Source organism: Martinezella rhizogenes, assembly GCF_007002745.1.
GTDB classification, from domain to species: domain Bacteria; phylum Pseudomonadota; class Alphaproteobacteria; order Rhizobiales; family Rhizobiaceae; genus Agrobacterium; species Agrobacterium cucumeris.
This window is the reverse complement of record NZ_SGNY01000002.1, coordinates 602,986-619,044: the sequence shown is the minus strand read 5'-3', so window position 1 is coordinate 619,044 and position 16,059 is coordinate 602,986. Positions and strand designations below refer to the sequence as shown.

The following is a 16,059-nucleotide window of genomic DNA, read 5'->3' as shown; positions in this document are numbered from 1 at the left end:
GGGCCGCGTTCCGATCCACCGGGGGACCGTGTTCCATGCTTTTTCTCGTACTCTGTCTTGCCTTGTTTTTCCTGACGCATCTTTTGAAGGTATTTGCGCCGCAATTTCGCGGGCGGATGATCGCGAAGCTGGGTGAAGGTCCTTTCAAGGGGCTTTATTCCGTCGCCAGCCTCATCACGCTTGGCCTTGTCATCTATGCCTTTGGGGAAGCCCGGCAGGAGACGGGCATGTTGTGGTATCCGCCGGTCTGGACGAGCCATCTTGCCGTGACGCTGATGTTGCCCGCGATGATCTGTCTTATCGCCAGCCTCATACCGGCTGGCAACATCGCGGTAAAGACGAAGCATCCGCTCATTCTCTCCGTCAAGATCTGGGCGCTCGCCCATCTTCTGGCGAATGGCGAAACCTCTTCGATCCTGCTTTTTGCGTCCTTCCTTGCCTGGGGTGTGGTGATGCGCATTTCGCTGAAGCGGCGGGAAAGGGCGGGCGAAAAAGTGCTCCGTCCCTTCGTCTCGGGCCGTTATGATGTGGTGGCCATTGTCGGCGGCATCGTTCTCTGGGGGGCTTTCATCCTGAAACTGCACGAATGGTTGATCGGCGTTCAGCCGATCGCGATGTAGGAAATCAACGTTTCCCCCTTACATATCAGGCAAAATAGGCTAGAAGGCCGACCATGATCCGGTCGGCCACGCTTGTGCTTGCCCGGGTAAGCGGCTTGGTATGTCCGCGGACGGATGGATCGGCGACGATCTCCGCGCGGGTAACGGAGAATTTGATGGCAAACGAAAATGATACCTTTATCCGCGAAGTGAACGAGCAGATCCGCTCCGAGCAGCTGTCGCGCTTCTGGGGCCGTTACGGTATCGTGGTTGCGGGCGCCGCCGTTCTCGTGGTTCTCGGCGCTGCCGGCGCAGGCATTTACGAATACTGGAACACCAGCCGCGCTTCCAATTCCGGCGACCAGTTCCTTGCGGCGCTGACGCTTGCTTCCGAAAACAAGACGGATGAGGCGCTGAAGGCCTTTGCCGATCTCGAAACCTCCGGTCATGGCAATTATCCGGTGCTGGCGAAGTTCCGCTCGGCCACGCTGCTGTCGCAGAAGGGTGATGCGGCCGGCGCCATCGCCGCCTTCACCGCCATTGGCAACGACACATCTGCACCGCAGGTCTTCCGCGACACGGCAAAGGTGCGCGCGGCCTGGTTGCTGGTGGACAACGGCACCTATGATCAGGTGGTTGCACTGGCCGAGCCTTTGAGCGCCGAAGGCCAGACCATGCGGGCCTCGGCCCGTGAGGCTCTCGGACTTGCCGCCTACAAGGCCGGCGATTTCGTCAAGGCCAAACAATGGTTCGAGCAGATCGTCAACGACACGCAGGCACCGCGCAACGTGACGAGCCGTGCGCAGATCATGCTCGACAATATCACCGCTTCGGGCAAAGCTGCTTAAAGCCGCTTATCCCGAGCCATCGCCCGGCATTTCTTCGCATTGCCAAAGCGATCCAACTGATTATTTTACGCATGTCTTTTGCCCAAAACAGGTAACGTTTTGGGCAGACTTGCTCTAAGGAACAGACAACAATGAGCTTCACCGTCGCCATAGTCGGGCGCCCCAATGTCGGCAAGTCCACGCTTTTCAACCGTCTGGTCGGAAAGAAGCTGGCGCTGGTGGACGATACGCCAGGCGTGACCCGCGACCGCCGCCCCGGCGACGCCAAGCTTGTCGATCTGCGTTTCACCATCATCGATACCGCCGGTCTGGAGCAATCCGGGCCGGAAACGCTTCAGGGCCGTATGTGGGCGCAGACGGAAGCGGCGATCGATGAAGCCGATGTGACGCTGTTCGTGGTTGACGCCAAGGCCGGGCTGACGCCCGCCGACGAGACGCTGGGCGAAATGCTGCGCCGTCGCGGCAAGCCTGTGGTGCTGGTGGCCAACAAGTCCGAAGCGCGCGGTTCTGACGCCGGTTTCTATGATGCCTTCACGCTGGGTCTTGGCGAGCCTTGCCCGATCTCGGCTGAACACGGTCAGGGTATGATCGACCTGCGCGACGCCATCGTTGCGGCGATCGGCGAAGACGCCGCCTTCCCGCCTGAAGTGGATGAAGCGGAGACGGATATCGTTCTGCCGCGCACTGAACCCGGCAGCGAGGAAGAGGAAGACGAAGAGCCCGTCTATGACGAGACCAAGCCGCTGCGCGTCGCCATTATCGGCCGGCCGAATGCGGGCAAGTCGACGCTCATCAACCGTTTCCTCGGCGAAGACCGGCTGCTGACCGGCCCGGAAGCCGGCATTACCCGCGACAGTATTTCGGTCGAATGGGACTGGCGCGGCCGCACCATCAAGATGTTCGATACGGCCGGCATGCGCCGCAAGGCCAAGGTGACGGAGAAGCTGGAAAAGCTCTCTGTGGCGGATTCGCTGCGCTCCATCCGTTTTGCCGAGACGGTGGTGATTGTGTTCGACAGCACCATCCCGTTCGAAAAGCAGGATCTGCAACTGGTCGATCTCGTCATTCGCGAAGGCCGCGCCGCCGTGCTCGCCTTCAACAAGTGGGATCTGGTCGAAGACCCGCAGGCCTATCTGGCCGATCTGCGGGAAAAGACCGAGCGGTTGCTGCCGCAGGCGCGCGGCATTCGCGCCGTGCCGATCTCCGGCCAGACGGGTTATGGTCTCGACCGGCTGATGCAGAGCATCATCGATACGGACAAGGTCTGGAACCGCCGTATCTCGACCGCCAGGCTCAACCGCTGGCTGGATGGGCAGACCACGCAGCATCCGCCGCCGGCCGTTTCCGGCCGTCGCCTGAAGCTGAAATATATGACGCAGGTCAAGGCCCGCCCGCCGGCCTTCATGATCTCGTGCACCCGCCCGGAAGCCATTCCGGAGAGCTATACGCGTTATCTGGTGAACGGCCTGCGCAAGGATTTCGACATGCCGGGCGTGCCGATCCGCGTGCATTATCGCGGCTCGGACAATCCGTTCGAGAACAAGGCGAAGAAGCGGCGTTGATTTTGACGTGAAGGGTCGCCGCGTCTTTCTTCTCCCCATCGGGGAGAAGGTGGCCCGAAGGGGCAACCTCTCCGCATATCTCGACCCTCGCCCCCTCATCCCGCTGCCGCGGACTTCTCCCCCTCGGGGAGAAGAAACAGGCGGCTGACGCTCATCCAACGCCTTGTTTTGAAGAGTAAAAAACCATGCTGATCAAGCAGACCGACTATCACCGGATTTACCGGGTCATCAACAGCCTGCTCATCAGCCAGAACGCCGATCCCGCCTCGGCCTCGATGTATTTCAGTACCTTCGGTGCTTTCATCCTCAAACAGCATTACAAGGTCAAGGCTGTGCCGAAGGGCGGGCTTGCCGCCTATAATCTCGGTGGAAAGGTCCTGCTGTTTGCGGATCACCGCGATGATGGTTACGTGACGGGTGCTGGCGAGAATTTCCATTGCTGGGTCGAGGCTGATGGCTGGGCGATTGATTTCATGGCGCCGGCTTTTTCAGATGGCGCGCGGGAACTGTCCGTGCCGCCGAAGATGTTTCAGCGGCCGCTTGCTGCAATGGCGGCATCGATCAATGATCTCGGACAATCCGGTGATTTCTTCTACCGTTCAGAAGCAGAAGCGACGGCAAGACGGTTCGCCGACTGGCACAGCCACGCCATGCTCGGTGATATGGCAAGCGTCGCCGCCAGCTGGTTCCGCAAATCGCCAAAGCAGATGTCTGCATCGCTCTCGGTGACGGACAAGGACGGCAAGGCGCGGACTGTACCGCTTTCCGGGCAAATGCTTACCGGAGCATGGTGAAGGCAGGTTTCGCCGCACGGCGTTGATCCCCAGAGGTTTCGGCGGCGAAAGGTCTTTTGATTTATAAGGGCAACCCTGTTACGCAGATTAAACTGCACAGGGACGGGATGACGTGCTCCTATGGCCGATGAAACGATTTCAATAAGCTTCACGCCCGACCCGAAACATGTCCCCGACTATGTCCACGGCTATCAACATCAGGCCTACGAAAATTACGGCATGATTCTCGACAGGTCCTGGACGCGCCATCTTGCCTCGGCAAGAGTGAAGCTGTCGATATTTGCGGGACTGGCGGCCGGTTTTATCTATTCCCTAAGCCTGCCATGGTTCCCGGGTGTCTGGCCGGTGGTCGGTTATTGGGTGTTTGCCCCTGCACCATTTGTGGCCCTCGTCGTCTGGTACATTATCTGGCAGGGCGCGAGACGGGAGGCGAAATCCTACTACGAGGTCCTGGCACACTGGAATATCGCTCACGAGCGTATGTATTCGCCGCACTCGCAGATCGAAATCGGGCCCGATGGCTTCAAGCAGGTCACGCGACTGGACACCGTGCAATTGAGCTGGGCGCGTTATCATCTCGCACTCACGCCGCCGGACAGTCTGGTGCTGGTTTTTCATGGAACAGTGGTTGTCATCCCCAACAGCGCGCTGCCGATGGCGCCGATGCAGATTGTCGAGAAGATCAATGATTGGTGCGCAGCCCAGCAAAAAGAGCTTCTTCCTTTACCCGGAAGCGCATCTCAAGGGGGCGGCTGAGTATCGTCGGGAAATAGGACGGCCAGCGTAATCTCGCGGCAACCGCCTGACGTCAATCAGCAGCCCGACCCCGTTCTGAAGATAACGGCAGTCGCGTCCTGATCGCCTTGTGACATTACCGTCATGTTTCGTCCACTGGCACGGCGCAAAAAAACCGGGGATGTGCTTGCCTTCAGGCAAGCTGTGAACGCGACAGAAGCGGTAGGGATTTTCCCGCCGCATGGATGACATTGTCGAGGAACTGTCGTGAGGCCTTTTCCCAGCTGTAGCTTTTTGAAAGCGCCAAGGCCTCCTGCGGCGAACAATCCAGCGCCGCGAGACAGGCATTGCGAAGATTATCATCCAGCGCGCCGGCGGCCGGGTTGCCACCGAGAATATCGATCGGCCCGGTGACGGGGAAGGCGGCGACGGGCACACCGCTTGCCAGTGCTTCCAGAATGGTGTTGCCGAAAGTGTCGGTTTTTGAGGGGAAAACGAAGACATCGGCCTGCGCATAGGCATCGGCCAGCTCTTCGCCGGTCTTGACGCCGGTAAACAGCACGCCGGGATATTTTTCCTGCAATTCGTGACGGGCCGGACCGTCGCCGATGACGACCTTGGATCCGGGCAGGTCGAGTTCCAGAAATTCCGGCAGGTTCTTCTCCACCGCCACACGACCGACAGTCATGAAGATCGGCCTTGGCAGATCAAAGGGTAGCGTGGTTTTCGGGCGTGGATGGAACAGTTCGGCGTCGATGCCCCGGCTCCAGCGCTTCAGGTTCTTGACGCCGCGTGCTTCCAGCTCGGTCTCGAGGCTTGGGGTCGCCACCATGCAGGTGTTGCCGCCATTGTGGAACCAGCGCACGAAAGCATAAAGCCAGCTTTCGGGGATCGGGAAACGCGCCGCGACATATTCCGGGAAGCGGGTGTGATAGCTGGTGGAAAACCGCATGTGGTTTTTCACACACCAGCGCCGCGCCATGAAACCCAGCGGCCCTTCGGTGGCAATATGCACGAAGGAGGGCTGGCTTTTTTCGATCTCCGCCGCGACACGGCGATAGCCGGCGACGGAGAGGCGGATTTCCGGATAGGTGGGGCAGGGAATGCTGTAGAAACTCTGGGGCGTGACCATGTTCACATCCACACCCAGCCGCGCCAGCTCGGTATTGGTGTTCTCGATCGAGCGAACCACGCCGTTGACCTGCGGGTGCCAGGCATCTGTGACAATCGTGATTCTCGTCATGAAACACTGATCCTGCTCATCTGCGCGCAGGCGAATCCCCATTGCCCGGCTTCCGCCCGTATATGCGGCGCGCGTGTTACAGGATCATGTCAGGCCATATGACTGTCAATATCGTCCCTTTTCAGGGCAGCCTGCCGGCCTATCCGACCAGCGGCAGCAGTTCGGGGCTGATCAGCGCGCCGTGGTGGCCGATGACGGTTGCCGCTGCCCTTGCGGCAAAGGCGGCGGCTTCCTGTGGCGAACTGCCCGTTACATAACGGGCAAGGAAGGCGCCGTTGAAGCTGTCGCCGGCGCTCGTCGTGTCCACCACCTCCACGGCCTTTTCCGCCGGGGCATGGGTGCGGTTGCCGCCGAAATCGAGTGTCGCACCCTTTGCGCCGTCTTTCACCACGATGTTTTCGACGCCGAGGGAACGGTAACGGTTGATGGTCGCTTCCACGGAGGCGTCGCCGAAATGGCTGGCCTCGTCATCAAAGCTTGGCATGACAAGTGTTGCGGCGCGCGCACCGTTGGTAATCGTCTCGAGCATCACGTCTTTGTCTGCCCAGAGGCGCGGGCGGATGTTCGGATCGAAAACCACCGGCTTGCCCGCCGCCCTGGCGCGGCGAAGCTCGGCCAGAAACGTATCGACATCATGGGCGGAGGCGAGGATGGCGAGGGTGATGCCGGAGAAATAGATGACGTCAGCGCTTTCCACCGTTCGGCGCAGGTGATCCGCGTCGGCGGCCAGCTGTCTTGCGGCGGCGGCATTGCGCCAATAGCTGAAGGTGCGTTCACCATCCTTCAGGTTGATGAGGTAGAGACCGGGCGTGCCACCCTTGATGCGGCGGATCTTTTCGGTGCCAATGCCGGCTTCCGCGATGAAGGCGAGCATGTCTTCCGAAAGCGGATCATCACCGAGTGCCGTGAAATAATCGACGGACCAGTCTTCCGGCAGGCAGGCGCGGGCATACCAGGCGGTATTGAACGTATCTCCGGCGAAACCCTTGCGCAGCAGCCCGTTGCCGGCCTGCGACAGTTCCACCATGCATTCGCCAATCGATAAAAACCGTCCGCCCACGCCGTCATCCTCCCGTTTTATCCAGCCATGCGGCTTACGACGAGCGCGCGCCGCTGACAAGGGCGGTTCTGGCCGATTGTGCGTGTGCGAAGTTCCGGTTTACGCGGCCGCACAGGCTTTATATTCTCCCGCCAGACACATCAGGAGATTGCCGATGACGCTACCCCATGCCCCGGTCCACAAACCTCAAGCGCAATCGGACTGGTGGAAGGGAGCGGTGATCTATCAGGTCTATCCGCGCTCGTTTCAGGATACGACCGGCGACGGTTATGGCGATCTCGCCGGGGTGACGAAACGGCTGCCCTATATCGCGTCGCTTGGCGTTGATGCCATCTGGCTCTCGCCGTTCTTCACTTCGCCCATGGCCGATATGGGTTACGATGTTTCCGATTATTGCAATGTCGATCCGTTGTTCGGCACGCTTGCCGATTTCGATGCGCTGATGGCGGAAGCGCATCGGCTGGGGTTGAAGGTCATCATTGACCAGGTGATTTCACACACGTCGGATCAGCATCCTTGGTTTGTGGACAGCCGGGCGAGCCGGACGAACAGCAAGGCCGACTGGTATGTCTGGGCCAATCCGAAGCCTGATGGTACGGCGCCCACCAACTGGCTTTCCGTGTTTGGCGGGCCGGCATGGGAATGGGACGGCGTGCGCAAGCAATATTACATGCACAGCTTCCTTGCCTCGCAGCCGGATCTCAATTTCCACAATCCCGAGGTTCAGGACGCGCTCCTGGAAACCGTGCGGTTCTGGCTGGATCGCGGCGTTGACGGTTTCCGGCTCGATACCGTCAACCACTATTTCCATGACAAGCTGCTGCGTGATAACCCGCCGCTTTTCGACGAGGAGAGCTTTGGTCTCGATGCCTCAGACGTCAATCCTTACGGCATGCAGGACCATCTCTACGACAAGACGCGGCCGGAAAATGTTGCCTTTCTCAAACGCTTCCGGGCGTTGCTCGATGAATATGAGGGCCGCGCCACGGTGGGAGAGGTGGGCGATGGGGCTCGATCACTGAAGACGGTTGCCTCCTATACGTCCGGTAATGACAAGCTCAACATGTGCTACACTTTTGACCTGCTGGGGCCGGATTTCAGCGCAAAACACCTGCGCGGTTCGGTCGAGACCTTCGGCAAGGTGGTGACGGATGGCTGGGTGTGCTGGGCCTTTTCCAACCATGATGTGGTGCGTCACCTCAGCCGCTTTTCCGAAAGCGTGGAGGAACAGACGCGGGTGGCGAAGCTCGCCATCTGCGTTCTTGCCAGCCTGCGCGGTTCCATATGCCTTTATCAGGGTGAGGAGCTGGGGCTGACGGAGGCCGAGCTTGCCTTTGAGGACCTGCGCGACCCATATGGCATTCGTTTCTGGCCGGCCTTCAAGGGGCGTGATGGATGCCGCACGCCGATGGTGTGGGAGACCGGCAAGCCGAATTCCGGGTTTTCAAGCGCTGAAAAGCCGTGGCTGCCAGTGCCCTATGTTCATGCCATGCAGGCTGTGGATGCGCAGGAGCGCAAGCCGGATTCGGTGCTGAACCATTACCGTGCGGTTTTGTCCTTCCGTAAAAGCCATGGCGCATTGCGTGACGGGGACATACACTTCATCAAGACCAATCTCGATGTACTGGCCTTCACGCGCAGCAAGGGTGACGAAAAACTGCTATTTGTTTTCAACCTCACCCGCGAGCCGGTTGAATTTCCCGTGCCCAAGACGATGCGTGTCACGGATATCCTGCCGATGCCGGGTTTTGCGCCGCTATTCGATGCTGATATCGTGAAGCTCGAGGGGCTGGATGTGTTTTGTGGGGTTGTCACATGAGTGGCCAATTCATCATTGGAAATGCCGCCGACCATCGAGATGACTGGTCGCTTTTGCGACATCGCCTGTGGCCGGATACCTCGCCCGCCGAACATATGACGGAATTGCAGGACGTCTCCGAAACCGGGGCTGGATTGATTGTCCATGATCCGGCCGGAGTGGCAATCGGTTTTGCCGAGGTCAGCCTGCGGCGGGACTACGTTAATGGCTGCGATACCACGCCCGTGGCATTTCTTGAGGGAATTTATGTCGAGGAGGCGTTTCGCGGCCAAGGCATTGCTGCCGCACTGGTGGCCGAAGTGACCCGCTGGGCGGTTCGTCAGGGTGTGAGCGAGCTTGCTTCCGATGCCGATATTGCAAACGTCGATTCACATCGCATGCATGCGGCGCTGGGGTTTGAGGAAACGGAACGGGTGGTTTATTTCCGCAAGCTGCTGCCCTCGGATTGAAGGGGAGACACAATGATTTTTGCCGATCCTCCACTCTTGTGACAAGCACAGGAATAGGGATCGGCATTTCATCCGCCCAGCCGGGATGTTTTCCGGTCAATCAAATCAGCGCAAACCGGTCCACGTCCACCATGCCCATATCCGAAATCTTCAGATGCGGGATAACGGGCAGGGGCAGGAAGGCGACCTGCAGGAAGGGCTCTTCCAGCGTGGTGCCGAGCGCATAGGCTGCTTTTCTGAGCGTGTGCAGTGTGTCGCGCACCGTCTCATAGGGTTCGAGGCTCATGAGGCCGGCGACGGGGAGCGGGATTTCGCCGGTCACCTTGCCGTCTTCGACCACCACGAAACCACCCTTGATTTCGCCGAGCCGGTTGGCAGCCAGCGCCATGTCGTCCTCACCGACGCCGACGACGCAGATATTGTGGCTGTCATGGCCGACGGTGGAGGCGATGGCGCCTTTCTTCAGGCCGAAGCCCTGCACGAAACCATTGGCATGGTTGCCGTTCTTGCCGTGGCGTTCGATGACGGCGACCTTGATGATGTCGTTCTCGAGATCGACTGTCGTCTGGTTGCCATCCGTCGGCAGTTTATAGCGGCGATGTTCGGTGATGATCTTGCCGGGAAGCACGCCCATGACGGGTGTTTCGCCTTCGGTGACAGGCACGCCGAAATGGGAAGCGAGCACCGGTCTTGCCTTGACGCTATCAAGCCCAACGGGGGCGACCGGCTTGCGGGTGGCAAACAGGGCGTCATCGACGATCCTGCCGCCGGAAAGCACCATGCTGGCCTTGCAGTTCTGCAGGCTGTCGATGACCACGAGATCGGCGCGCCAGCCGGGCGCGATGAGACCACGGTCGCGCAGGCCGAAGGCCTTTGCGGCGGAAATCGAGGCGGCGCGGTAGATGGCGAGGGGCTCCACACCGCTGGCGATGGCGGTGCGGATCATATAATCGAGATGGCCCTGTTCGGCGATATCGAGCGGATTGCGATCATCCGTGCACAACGCTAGATAGGGCGACAGGCGCTCGGTGATAACAGGCATCAGGGCATGCAGGTCTTTCGAGACCGAGCCTTCGCGCACCAGAATATGCATGCCCTTGCGGATTTTTTCGAGCGCTTCCGGTGCATTCGTGCATTCATGTTCGGTGCGGATGCCGGCGGCGAGATAGCCATTCAGCGCAGTGCCTGACAGAAGCGGCGCGTGGCCGTCGATATGTTGCCCCTGAAAGGCCTCCAGTTTTGCCATGCACACCGGGTCTTTATGGATGACGCCGGGAAAATTCATGAATTCGGCAAGCCCGATGACCTTCGGGTGATTGCGGAACGGCAAAAGTTTCTCGATCGGCAGATCGGCGCCCGAGGTTTCCAGATGGGTCGCGGGCACGCAGGAGGATAGCTGCACACGGATGTCCATGATGGTTTCCATGGCGCTGTCGAGGAAGAATTGCAGCCCTTCCACCCCCAGAACATTGGCAATCTCATGCGGGTCGCAAATGGCCGTCGTGACGCCATAAGGCAAAACGCAGCGGTCGAACTCATGGGGGGTGACGAGCGATGATTCGATATGAAGATGCGTATCGATGAAACCCGGAACGACAATCTTGCCGGTAATATCGACTTCGCGACGGCCTTCATAGTTCTCGCAGGTACCGACGATGGTATCGCCGCAGATGGCGATATCCGAAGCAACAAGTTCCCCGGTCACCAGGTCGAAGAAGCGTCCGCCTTTGAGAATCATATCTGCCGGTTCACGGCCAGTACCCTGATCGATGCGCGTTTCTAGTTTCGAATTCATGCGGTTCTTCTTCAGCTCCTGGTTTACGTCGTAAGCGAGAATTCTGAATATCTACATTCTAAGGTTGTTTCTTGCTTTATTCAGATTGATTCTTCGGTTTTTAAATATATCCTGAGTAAATAATTTTCATATTCGTGCTATCTTATGTTCTGTGTTGCAGAGTTAAATAGTTCGGCGGGCTTATCTTTATCCGTCTCAAGGCTGGTTTTACGTTGGTCTTTACCAATAGCGGGTCACGTTATCATTCCCGGGAAGGAAAATAAAAGCGTCTGATGCTCAAGCGAATTTCCACCCGGCAATTAACTGTTGGCATGTTTATCGAAGCGGTCGAGGGAACGCTGTCAAACCGGCAGGTTATGCAGCGACATCGGTTTCTCCTGCGGCATGAGGATGTGGTGCGCCAGCTGAAATCGAGCGGCGCGGAAAGCATCGTCATCAATACGGCCAGGGGAAATGATGTCGAGGGAAGGTCAGGCGTTGGCGGACCTGCATCAGTAAAACCGGGCAATTCCTCCGAAACCACGGTGGCCGTCAGCCATGCCGTTCGTTCGGCAGCCGATGCGGTTGCGCAGACCTTTGCGGTCGCAGAAGCCGGCGGTGGTGTCTCGCTGAAAGGCGTGGCGGCAGAAACGAGCAAGATTTCCGAAGCGGTGCAGTCGAACCCCGCGATCTTCATCGGCGTCACCCGCCTGAAATCGAAAGACGAAACAACTTTCGTGCATTCGGTTTCCGTCAGCGGTTTGATGATGCATTTCGGCTGCTATCTCGGGCTGGACAAGGCAACGGTGGATCTGCTGGGGATCAGCGGCCTGCTGCATGATATCGGCAAGGTGGAAATTCCCTCGTCGATCCTCAACAAGGCGGATGGTCTTAGCTCCAGTGAGCGGGAGATCATCAATCTCCATCCCGCCTTCGGCCGGGAAATCCTGTCGCGTAACGATCAGATGCCGGAGATGGTTCTGGATGTCTGCTTCAATCACCACGAGCGGATGGATGGCGGTGGTTATCCAAGCGGCCGGTCTGGTGCCGAGATCAGCCTTTACGCCCGCATTGCGGCGATCTGCGATGTCTATGATGCCGTCACTTCGGTCCGGCCTTACAAGAAGCCGTGGACGGCGAATGATGCGCTGACCTGGATGCTGCGCCGTGAAGGCCATTTCGATGTGCAGCTTCTGAAGAAGTTCGCGCTCTGCATCTCAGCCTCGCTGCCGAGGGCTTAATCGCCGAAGATGACCGCCATCTGCAGGCTGTCGATGTAATGCCCGTCGATCAGAACGGCGTCGCGTGACCGGCCTTCATGCACGAAGCCGATTTTTTCATAAAGCGCAATGGCTCTGGCATTGTCCCCATGCACGCTTAATTCAATACGATGCAGCCCACATTGACGGGCGGCATCAAGCGTCCGCCGCATCAGCCGCGCACCCAGTCCCTTGTCACGATAGGCTGGCAGGATACCCATGCCGAGCGTGCCGCAATGGGCGCGGGTTTCTCTGCTCACGCGGCGAATATCGCACCAGCCAATAACTTCATCGTCCACAATCGCCACGAATTGCGGATGGCCGTTTTCGATCATGTCATGCACGAAGGCGCGCACCGCTTCGAGCGGCGGCGCCTCCAGAAAGCTCAGATACTTCCGCTCGCGCGACACCGCATCGAGAGCACGATGAAAGCTTTCAACGTGCTCCGCCCGGATGGGTTCGATGCTGATGGTGTCGGCAGCAACCATCATGCCGCCTTCGTCTTCGCCTTGCGGGTCAGATGGACCACGACGTTTTCGATCATCCGCATGCCGGCATCCTGGCCGAGCGTCATGATCGATTCCGGGTGGAACTGAACGGCGGCCACCGGCTCCTTGGCGTGTTCGATACCCATGATCGTGCCGTCCTCGCTTTCCGCGGTGATGATGAAATCACGCGGCAGGGTGGTGGGATCGGCGAAGATCGAATGGTAACGGCCAACGGTGACTTCCTTGCCGAGACCGGAGAAGACCAGACCGGGTTCCAGTACGCGAATGCGCGAGGGCTTGCCGTGCATCGGCACTGCAAGCTGGCGCAACTCGCCGCCATAGGCTTCTGCCAGGGCCTGAAGGCCAAGGCACACACCGAAGATCGGCAGGTCACGGGCGCGGGCGGCCTTGATCGTTGCCTTGCAGTCGAAATCCGTCGGGCTGCCGGGGCCGGGAGACAGAACGACCAGATCGGGCTGGAAGCGATCGAACACGTCCGCAGCGACCGGCGATCTGACGGTGGAGACAGTGGCGCCCGTCTGGCGGAAATAATTCGCCAGCGTGTGCACGAAGCTGTCCTCGTGGTCGACGAGCAGGATCTTGACGCCGGTGCCAACCTTGGCGGCATCGCGTTTGGTGGCGGCAGAGTTGGTGCCCTTGGCATCACGAATGGCTGATATCATGGCGGAAGCCTTCAGTTCGGTTTCTGCTTCTTCTTCCTGCGGATTGGAATCGTTAAGCAGCGTCGCACCGGCGCGCACTTCGGCGATGCCATCCTTGATGCGGATGGTGCGCAGCGTCAGCCCGGTGTTCATGTCGCCGTTAAAGCCGACCATGCCGATTGCGCCGCCATACCAGGCGCGCGGGCTCTTTTCATGGCCTTCGATGAAGCGCATCGCCCAGAGCTTCGGTGCGCCAGTGACGGTGACGGCCCAGGCGTGGCTGAGGAAGCCGTCAAAGGCGTCCATATCGTCGCGCAGACGGCCCTCGATGTGGTCAACGGTGTGGATGAGGCGCGAATACATCTCGATCTGGCGGCGGCCGATGACCTTCACCGAACCCGGTTCGCAGACGCGGCTCTTGTCGTTGCGGTCCACATCCGAACACATGGTCAGTTCGGATTCGTCCTTTTTCGAATTGAGCAGCTTCAGGATCTGTTCGCTGTCGGCAATCGGATCGTCACCGCGCTTGATGGTGCCTGAAATCGGGCAGGTCTCGATGCGGCGGCCGGAGACGCGCACGAACATTTCCGGCGAGGCGCCGACCAGATATTCCTGATGGCCGAGATTGATGAAGAAGGAATAGGGCGACGGGTTGATCGCCTTCAGGCGGCGTGAAATCGCCGACGGATTGCTTTCGCAACGCTCCATGAATTTCTGGCCGGGAACGACCTCGAACAGGTCGCCGCGGCGGAAGCTTTCCTTGGCCTTGACCACCAGTTCGGAATATTCGCCTGGACGGTGGTCGCCCTTGGGCGGGATCGTATCGGTGGTCTTGAAGGGCTCGGGCGTAATGTCGGAGGACTTGCCGTCCGTCGTCACGCCGGCCTTTTCGAAGTCGTAACGGTCGATCCAGGCCTTGGCGGAATAGTGGTCAACGACGAGGATTTCATCCGGCAGGTAGAGCACCATGTCGCGCTGGTCTTCCGGGCGTGCCAGCGACAGCTTGATCGCATCGAACTGGAAAGCGAGATCGTAACCGAAGGCGCCGAACAGGCCGATGGCCGAATCCGCATTCGAATAGAAGAGATCGACGATGGCTCTGAGCGCCGTGAAGACGGTCGGGATTTTCGAGCGTTCCTCTTCGGTGAAGACGCGGTCCGGCTCATTGACAGTAAGATCGAGACGGCGCGTGGTGGAAGCGCCGAGGGTAAGATCGGGTGTCGTCTTCAGCTTTTCGGTGATGAAGCCGAGCAGCACTTCGCCACGGCCATTATAGGCCTCGATCCACATCTTGCGGCCAAAACAGGAAATGCCGAGCGGTGGGTCGATAATGGCCGTGTCCCAGCGGGTGTAACGGCCGGGATATTCATAGTTGGACGAAAAAACCGCGCCGCGATGGGAATCGAGCTTTTCGATGTAATTATCGATGGCGCTGGCGTAATCGGCGGGCCGACGCTTCCGGCTGACTTTTATGTCGCCTTTCGTCTCGTAGGTTTCCGCTCCGTCATCCTGAATGATCGTTACCATTTCTTTCGTACTTCCTGTTGTTCAGGCCCGATGACAGGCGGCAAAATAACAAAAAAGCCGCCTGAAAATTCGGGCGGCTTGGACTTTGTCTGAAGACATGACTGGTCAAGGCCGCGTAAAGCTGCTCCACCACCAGTTAGCAATGTTCATAGACACGATATTCATGGGAAAATTGTTAGCGTGCACGATCCGCCTTGGCAAGCGGATTTCGGTGGGGGAATGAACCTTACCTGCCGCTGCTGCGTTGCTCTCCTGCCGAAACGGTCAGGAGTACCCCGTATAATGCTTCATCGCCTGTGTCTTCTGGTAGCCAGCCTCGCATTGATTTCCGCCTCGGAACCGCCGCCCCAGGTGCCCGTGCCACAGCCCAAACCGGGTGCGGCGCAATCCTCCACCCCCCCGGAAAAACCCGCTGAGGAAAAGGCGCAAGATCCGGTGGAAGCGCCGAAACCGGTCCCAAAGCCGCAGGCTCCGGAAGAGCAGAAGCCGGATGGTGAAAAGACACCCGCTGATAAGGGTTCGGATGATGCGAAGGGGAAAAGCGAGGGCAAGAACGGCGGGGAACAACAGAAACCGGCTGACGAAGCGGCGAAACCGGAGGAAAAACCGCCGGAGCCGGTAAAGCCGGAAGACCCGGCAGCACTTGAGGCCTGCCTCGGTGCTCTGAAGGAAATCGGCGCGGAATTCAAAAAGCTTGAGCCGATCCGGGACGAGGAACAGGGCTGCGGCATTGAAGCGCCGATTGAGCTTTCCACGGTTCTGCCCGGCATCAAGCTCGAACCTTCAGGCACCATGCGCTGTGAAACCGCGCTTGCCCTTTCCCGCTGGACCAAGGAGATGATGCTGCCGGCGGCAGCCCTTGCCCTGCCGGAGAAGAAGGTGACGGCGATCGCCAATGCCTCGACCTATATCTGCCGCAACCGTAACAGTGCCGAAACGGGCAAGATTTCCGAACATGCCAAGGGCAATGCGGTGGATATTTCCACCATCGGCTTCGATAAGGGCGAGCCGCTGGTGATGAAACCGCGCGGCGAGGACGCGACGCCGGAAGGCGCCTTCCAACGGACGATTACGGCCGCCGCCTGCCTGTTCTTTCGCACCGTTCTTTCCCCCGGCAGCGATGCCACCCATCAGGATCACCTGCATCTCGACGTCCTGGAACGCAAGGGCAGCTACCTCTATTGCCGCTGACAAAAAAGGGGCGACCCGAAGGCCGCCCCGACTGGAGATGATATTTCTG

General features: G+C 59.2%; 14 protein-coding genes. 9 read left to right on the top strand and 5 right to left on the bottom strand.

The annotated features are described in order from the left end of the window. The first annotated feature begins 35 nt into the window (after positions 1 to 35). From EXN68_RS08635 to EXN68_RS08615, 5 genes are all read left to right on the top strand, one after another. A complete protein-coding gene (locus EXN68_RS08635) occupies positions 36 to 620 on the top strand; it encodes an NnrU family protein (RefSeq protein ID WP_142840431.1) in 585 nt (194 codons plus the stop codon). Between the two features lie 155 nt (positions 621 to 775). Continuing rightward, positions 776 to 1,447, top strand: a complete 672-nt coding sequence (locus EXN68_RS08630; RefSeq protein WP_052818143.1) for a tetratricopeptide repeat protein — start codon at positions 776 to 778, stop codon at positions 1,445 to 1,447. 131 nt (positions 1,448 to 1,578) lie between these two features. Beyond that, positions 1,579 to 3,009 carry a ribosome biogenesis GTPase Der gene (gene der, locus EXN68_RS08625; protein ID WP_142840430.1) on the top strand — a complete coding sequence of 477 codons (1,431 nt, stop codon included), beginning with the start codon at positions 1,579 to 1,581 and terminating at the stop codon, positions 3,007 to 3,009. A gap of 185 nt (positions 3,010 to 3,194) precedes the next feature. Beyond that, complete coding sequence (locus tag EXN68_RS08620) at positions 3,195 to 3,803, top strand: DUF2026 family protein (protein WP_142840429.1); 609 nt, start codon at positions 3,195 to 3,197, stop codon at positions 3,801 to 3,803. Between the two features lie 120 nt (positions 3,804 to 3,923). Next, on the top strand, positions 3,924 to 4,559 hold the full coding sequence (locus tag EXN68_RS08615) for a hypothetical protein (protein ID WP_161991246.1): 636 nt from the start codon (positions 3,924 to 3,926) through the stop codon (positions 4,557 to 4,559). A 172-nt stretch (positions 4,560 to 4,731) separates the two neighbouring features. Here EXN68_RS08615 and EXN68_RS08610 read toward each other — a convergent pair whose 3' ends face one another. Next, positions 4,732 to 5,781 (bottom strand): bifunctional monoglucosyl/glucuronosyl diacylglycerol synthase, encoded by a 1,050-nt coding sequence (locus EXN68_RS08610; protein ID WP_142840428.1) that lies wholly within the window; start codon positions 5,779 to 5,781, stop codon positions 4,732 to 4,734. A gap of 139 nt (positions 5,782 to 5,920) precedes the next feature. Further along, positions 5,921 to 6,841, bottom strand: a complete 921-nt coding sequence (locus EXN68_RS08605) for a sugar kinase (protein ID WP_161991245.1) — start codon at positions 6,839 to 6,841, stop codon at positions 5,921 to 5,923. A gap of 154 nt (positions 6,842 to 6,995) precedes the next feature. Between EXN68_RS08605 and bglA the strand changes: the two genes are divergently transcribed. Together bglA and aac(6') are read left to right on the top strand one after the other, a co-directional pair. Beyond that, on the top strand, positions 6,996 to 8,660 hold the full coding sequence (bglA, locus tag EXN68_RS08600; RefSeq protein WP_142840427.1) for a beta-galactosidase BglA: 1,665 nt from the start codon (positions 6,996 to 6,998) through the stop codon (positions 8,658 to 8,660). Next, the gene (gene aac(6') / locus EXN68_RS08595) at positions 8,657 to 9,109 is read left to right on the top strand and encodes an aminoglycoside 6'-N-acetyltransferase (RefSeq protein ID WP_142840426.1); all 453 of its coding nucleotides are present in this window, start codon (positions 8,657 to 8,659) and stop codon (positions 9,107 to 9,109) included. The genes bglA and aac(6') overlap by 4 nt, the downstream gene beginning before the upstream one ends. Positions 9,110 to 9,209: 100 nt before the next feature. Here aac(6') and ade read toward each other — a convergent pair whose 3' ends face one another. Continuing rightward, positions 9,210 to 10,904, bottom strand: coding sequence for an adenine deaminase (gene ade, locus EXN68_RS08590; protein ID WP_142840425.1), 1,695 nt, complete (start codon positions 10,902 to 10,904; stop codon positions 9,210 to 9,212). Between the two features lie 272 nt (positions 10,905 to 11,176). Here ade and EXN68_RS08585 point away from each other — a divergent pair, with 272 nt between their 5' ends. Further along, positions 11,177 to 12,124 (top strand): cyclic di-GMP phosphodiesterase, encoded by a 948-nt coding sequence (locus tag EXN68_RS08585; RefSeq protein WP_142840424.1) that lies wholly within the window; start codon positions 11,177 to 11,179, stop codon positions 12,122 to 12,124. On the opposite strand, the gene EXN68_RS08580 is transcribed toward EXN68_RS08585, so the two are convergent. Then, entirely contained in the window at positions 12,121 to 12,633 is a 513-nt protein-coding gene (locus tag EXN68_RS08580) for a GNAT family N-acetyltransferase (protein ID WP_161991244.1), read from the bottom strand. The two genes, EXN68_RS08585 and EXN68_RS08580, sit on opposite strands and share 4 nt — an antisense overlap. Beyond that, entirely contained in the window at positions 12,630 to 14,819 is a 2,190-nt protein-coding gene (locus EXN68_RS08575; RefSeq protein ID WP_142840423.1) for an anthranilate synthase, read from the bottom strand. Before EXN68_RS08575 ends, EXN68_RS08580 begins: the two co-directional genes overlap by 4 nt. A 282-nt stretch (positions 14,820 to 15,101) precedes the next feature. On the opposite strand from EXN68_RS08575, the gene EXN68_RS08570 reads away from it, so the two are divergent. Then, positions 15,102 to 16,010 carry an extensin-like domain-containing protein gene (locus EXN68_RS08570; protein WP_142840422.1) on the top strand — a complete coding sequence of 303 codons (909 nt, stop codon included), beginning with the start codon at positions 15,102 to 15,104 and terminating at the stop codon, positions 16,008 to 16,010. The last annotated feature ends 49 nt before the right edge of the window (positions 16,011 to 16,059 follow it).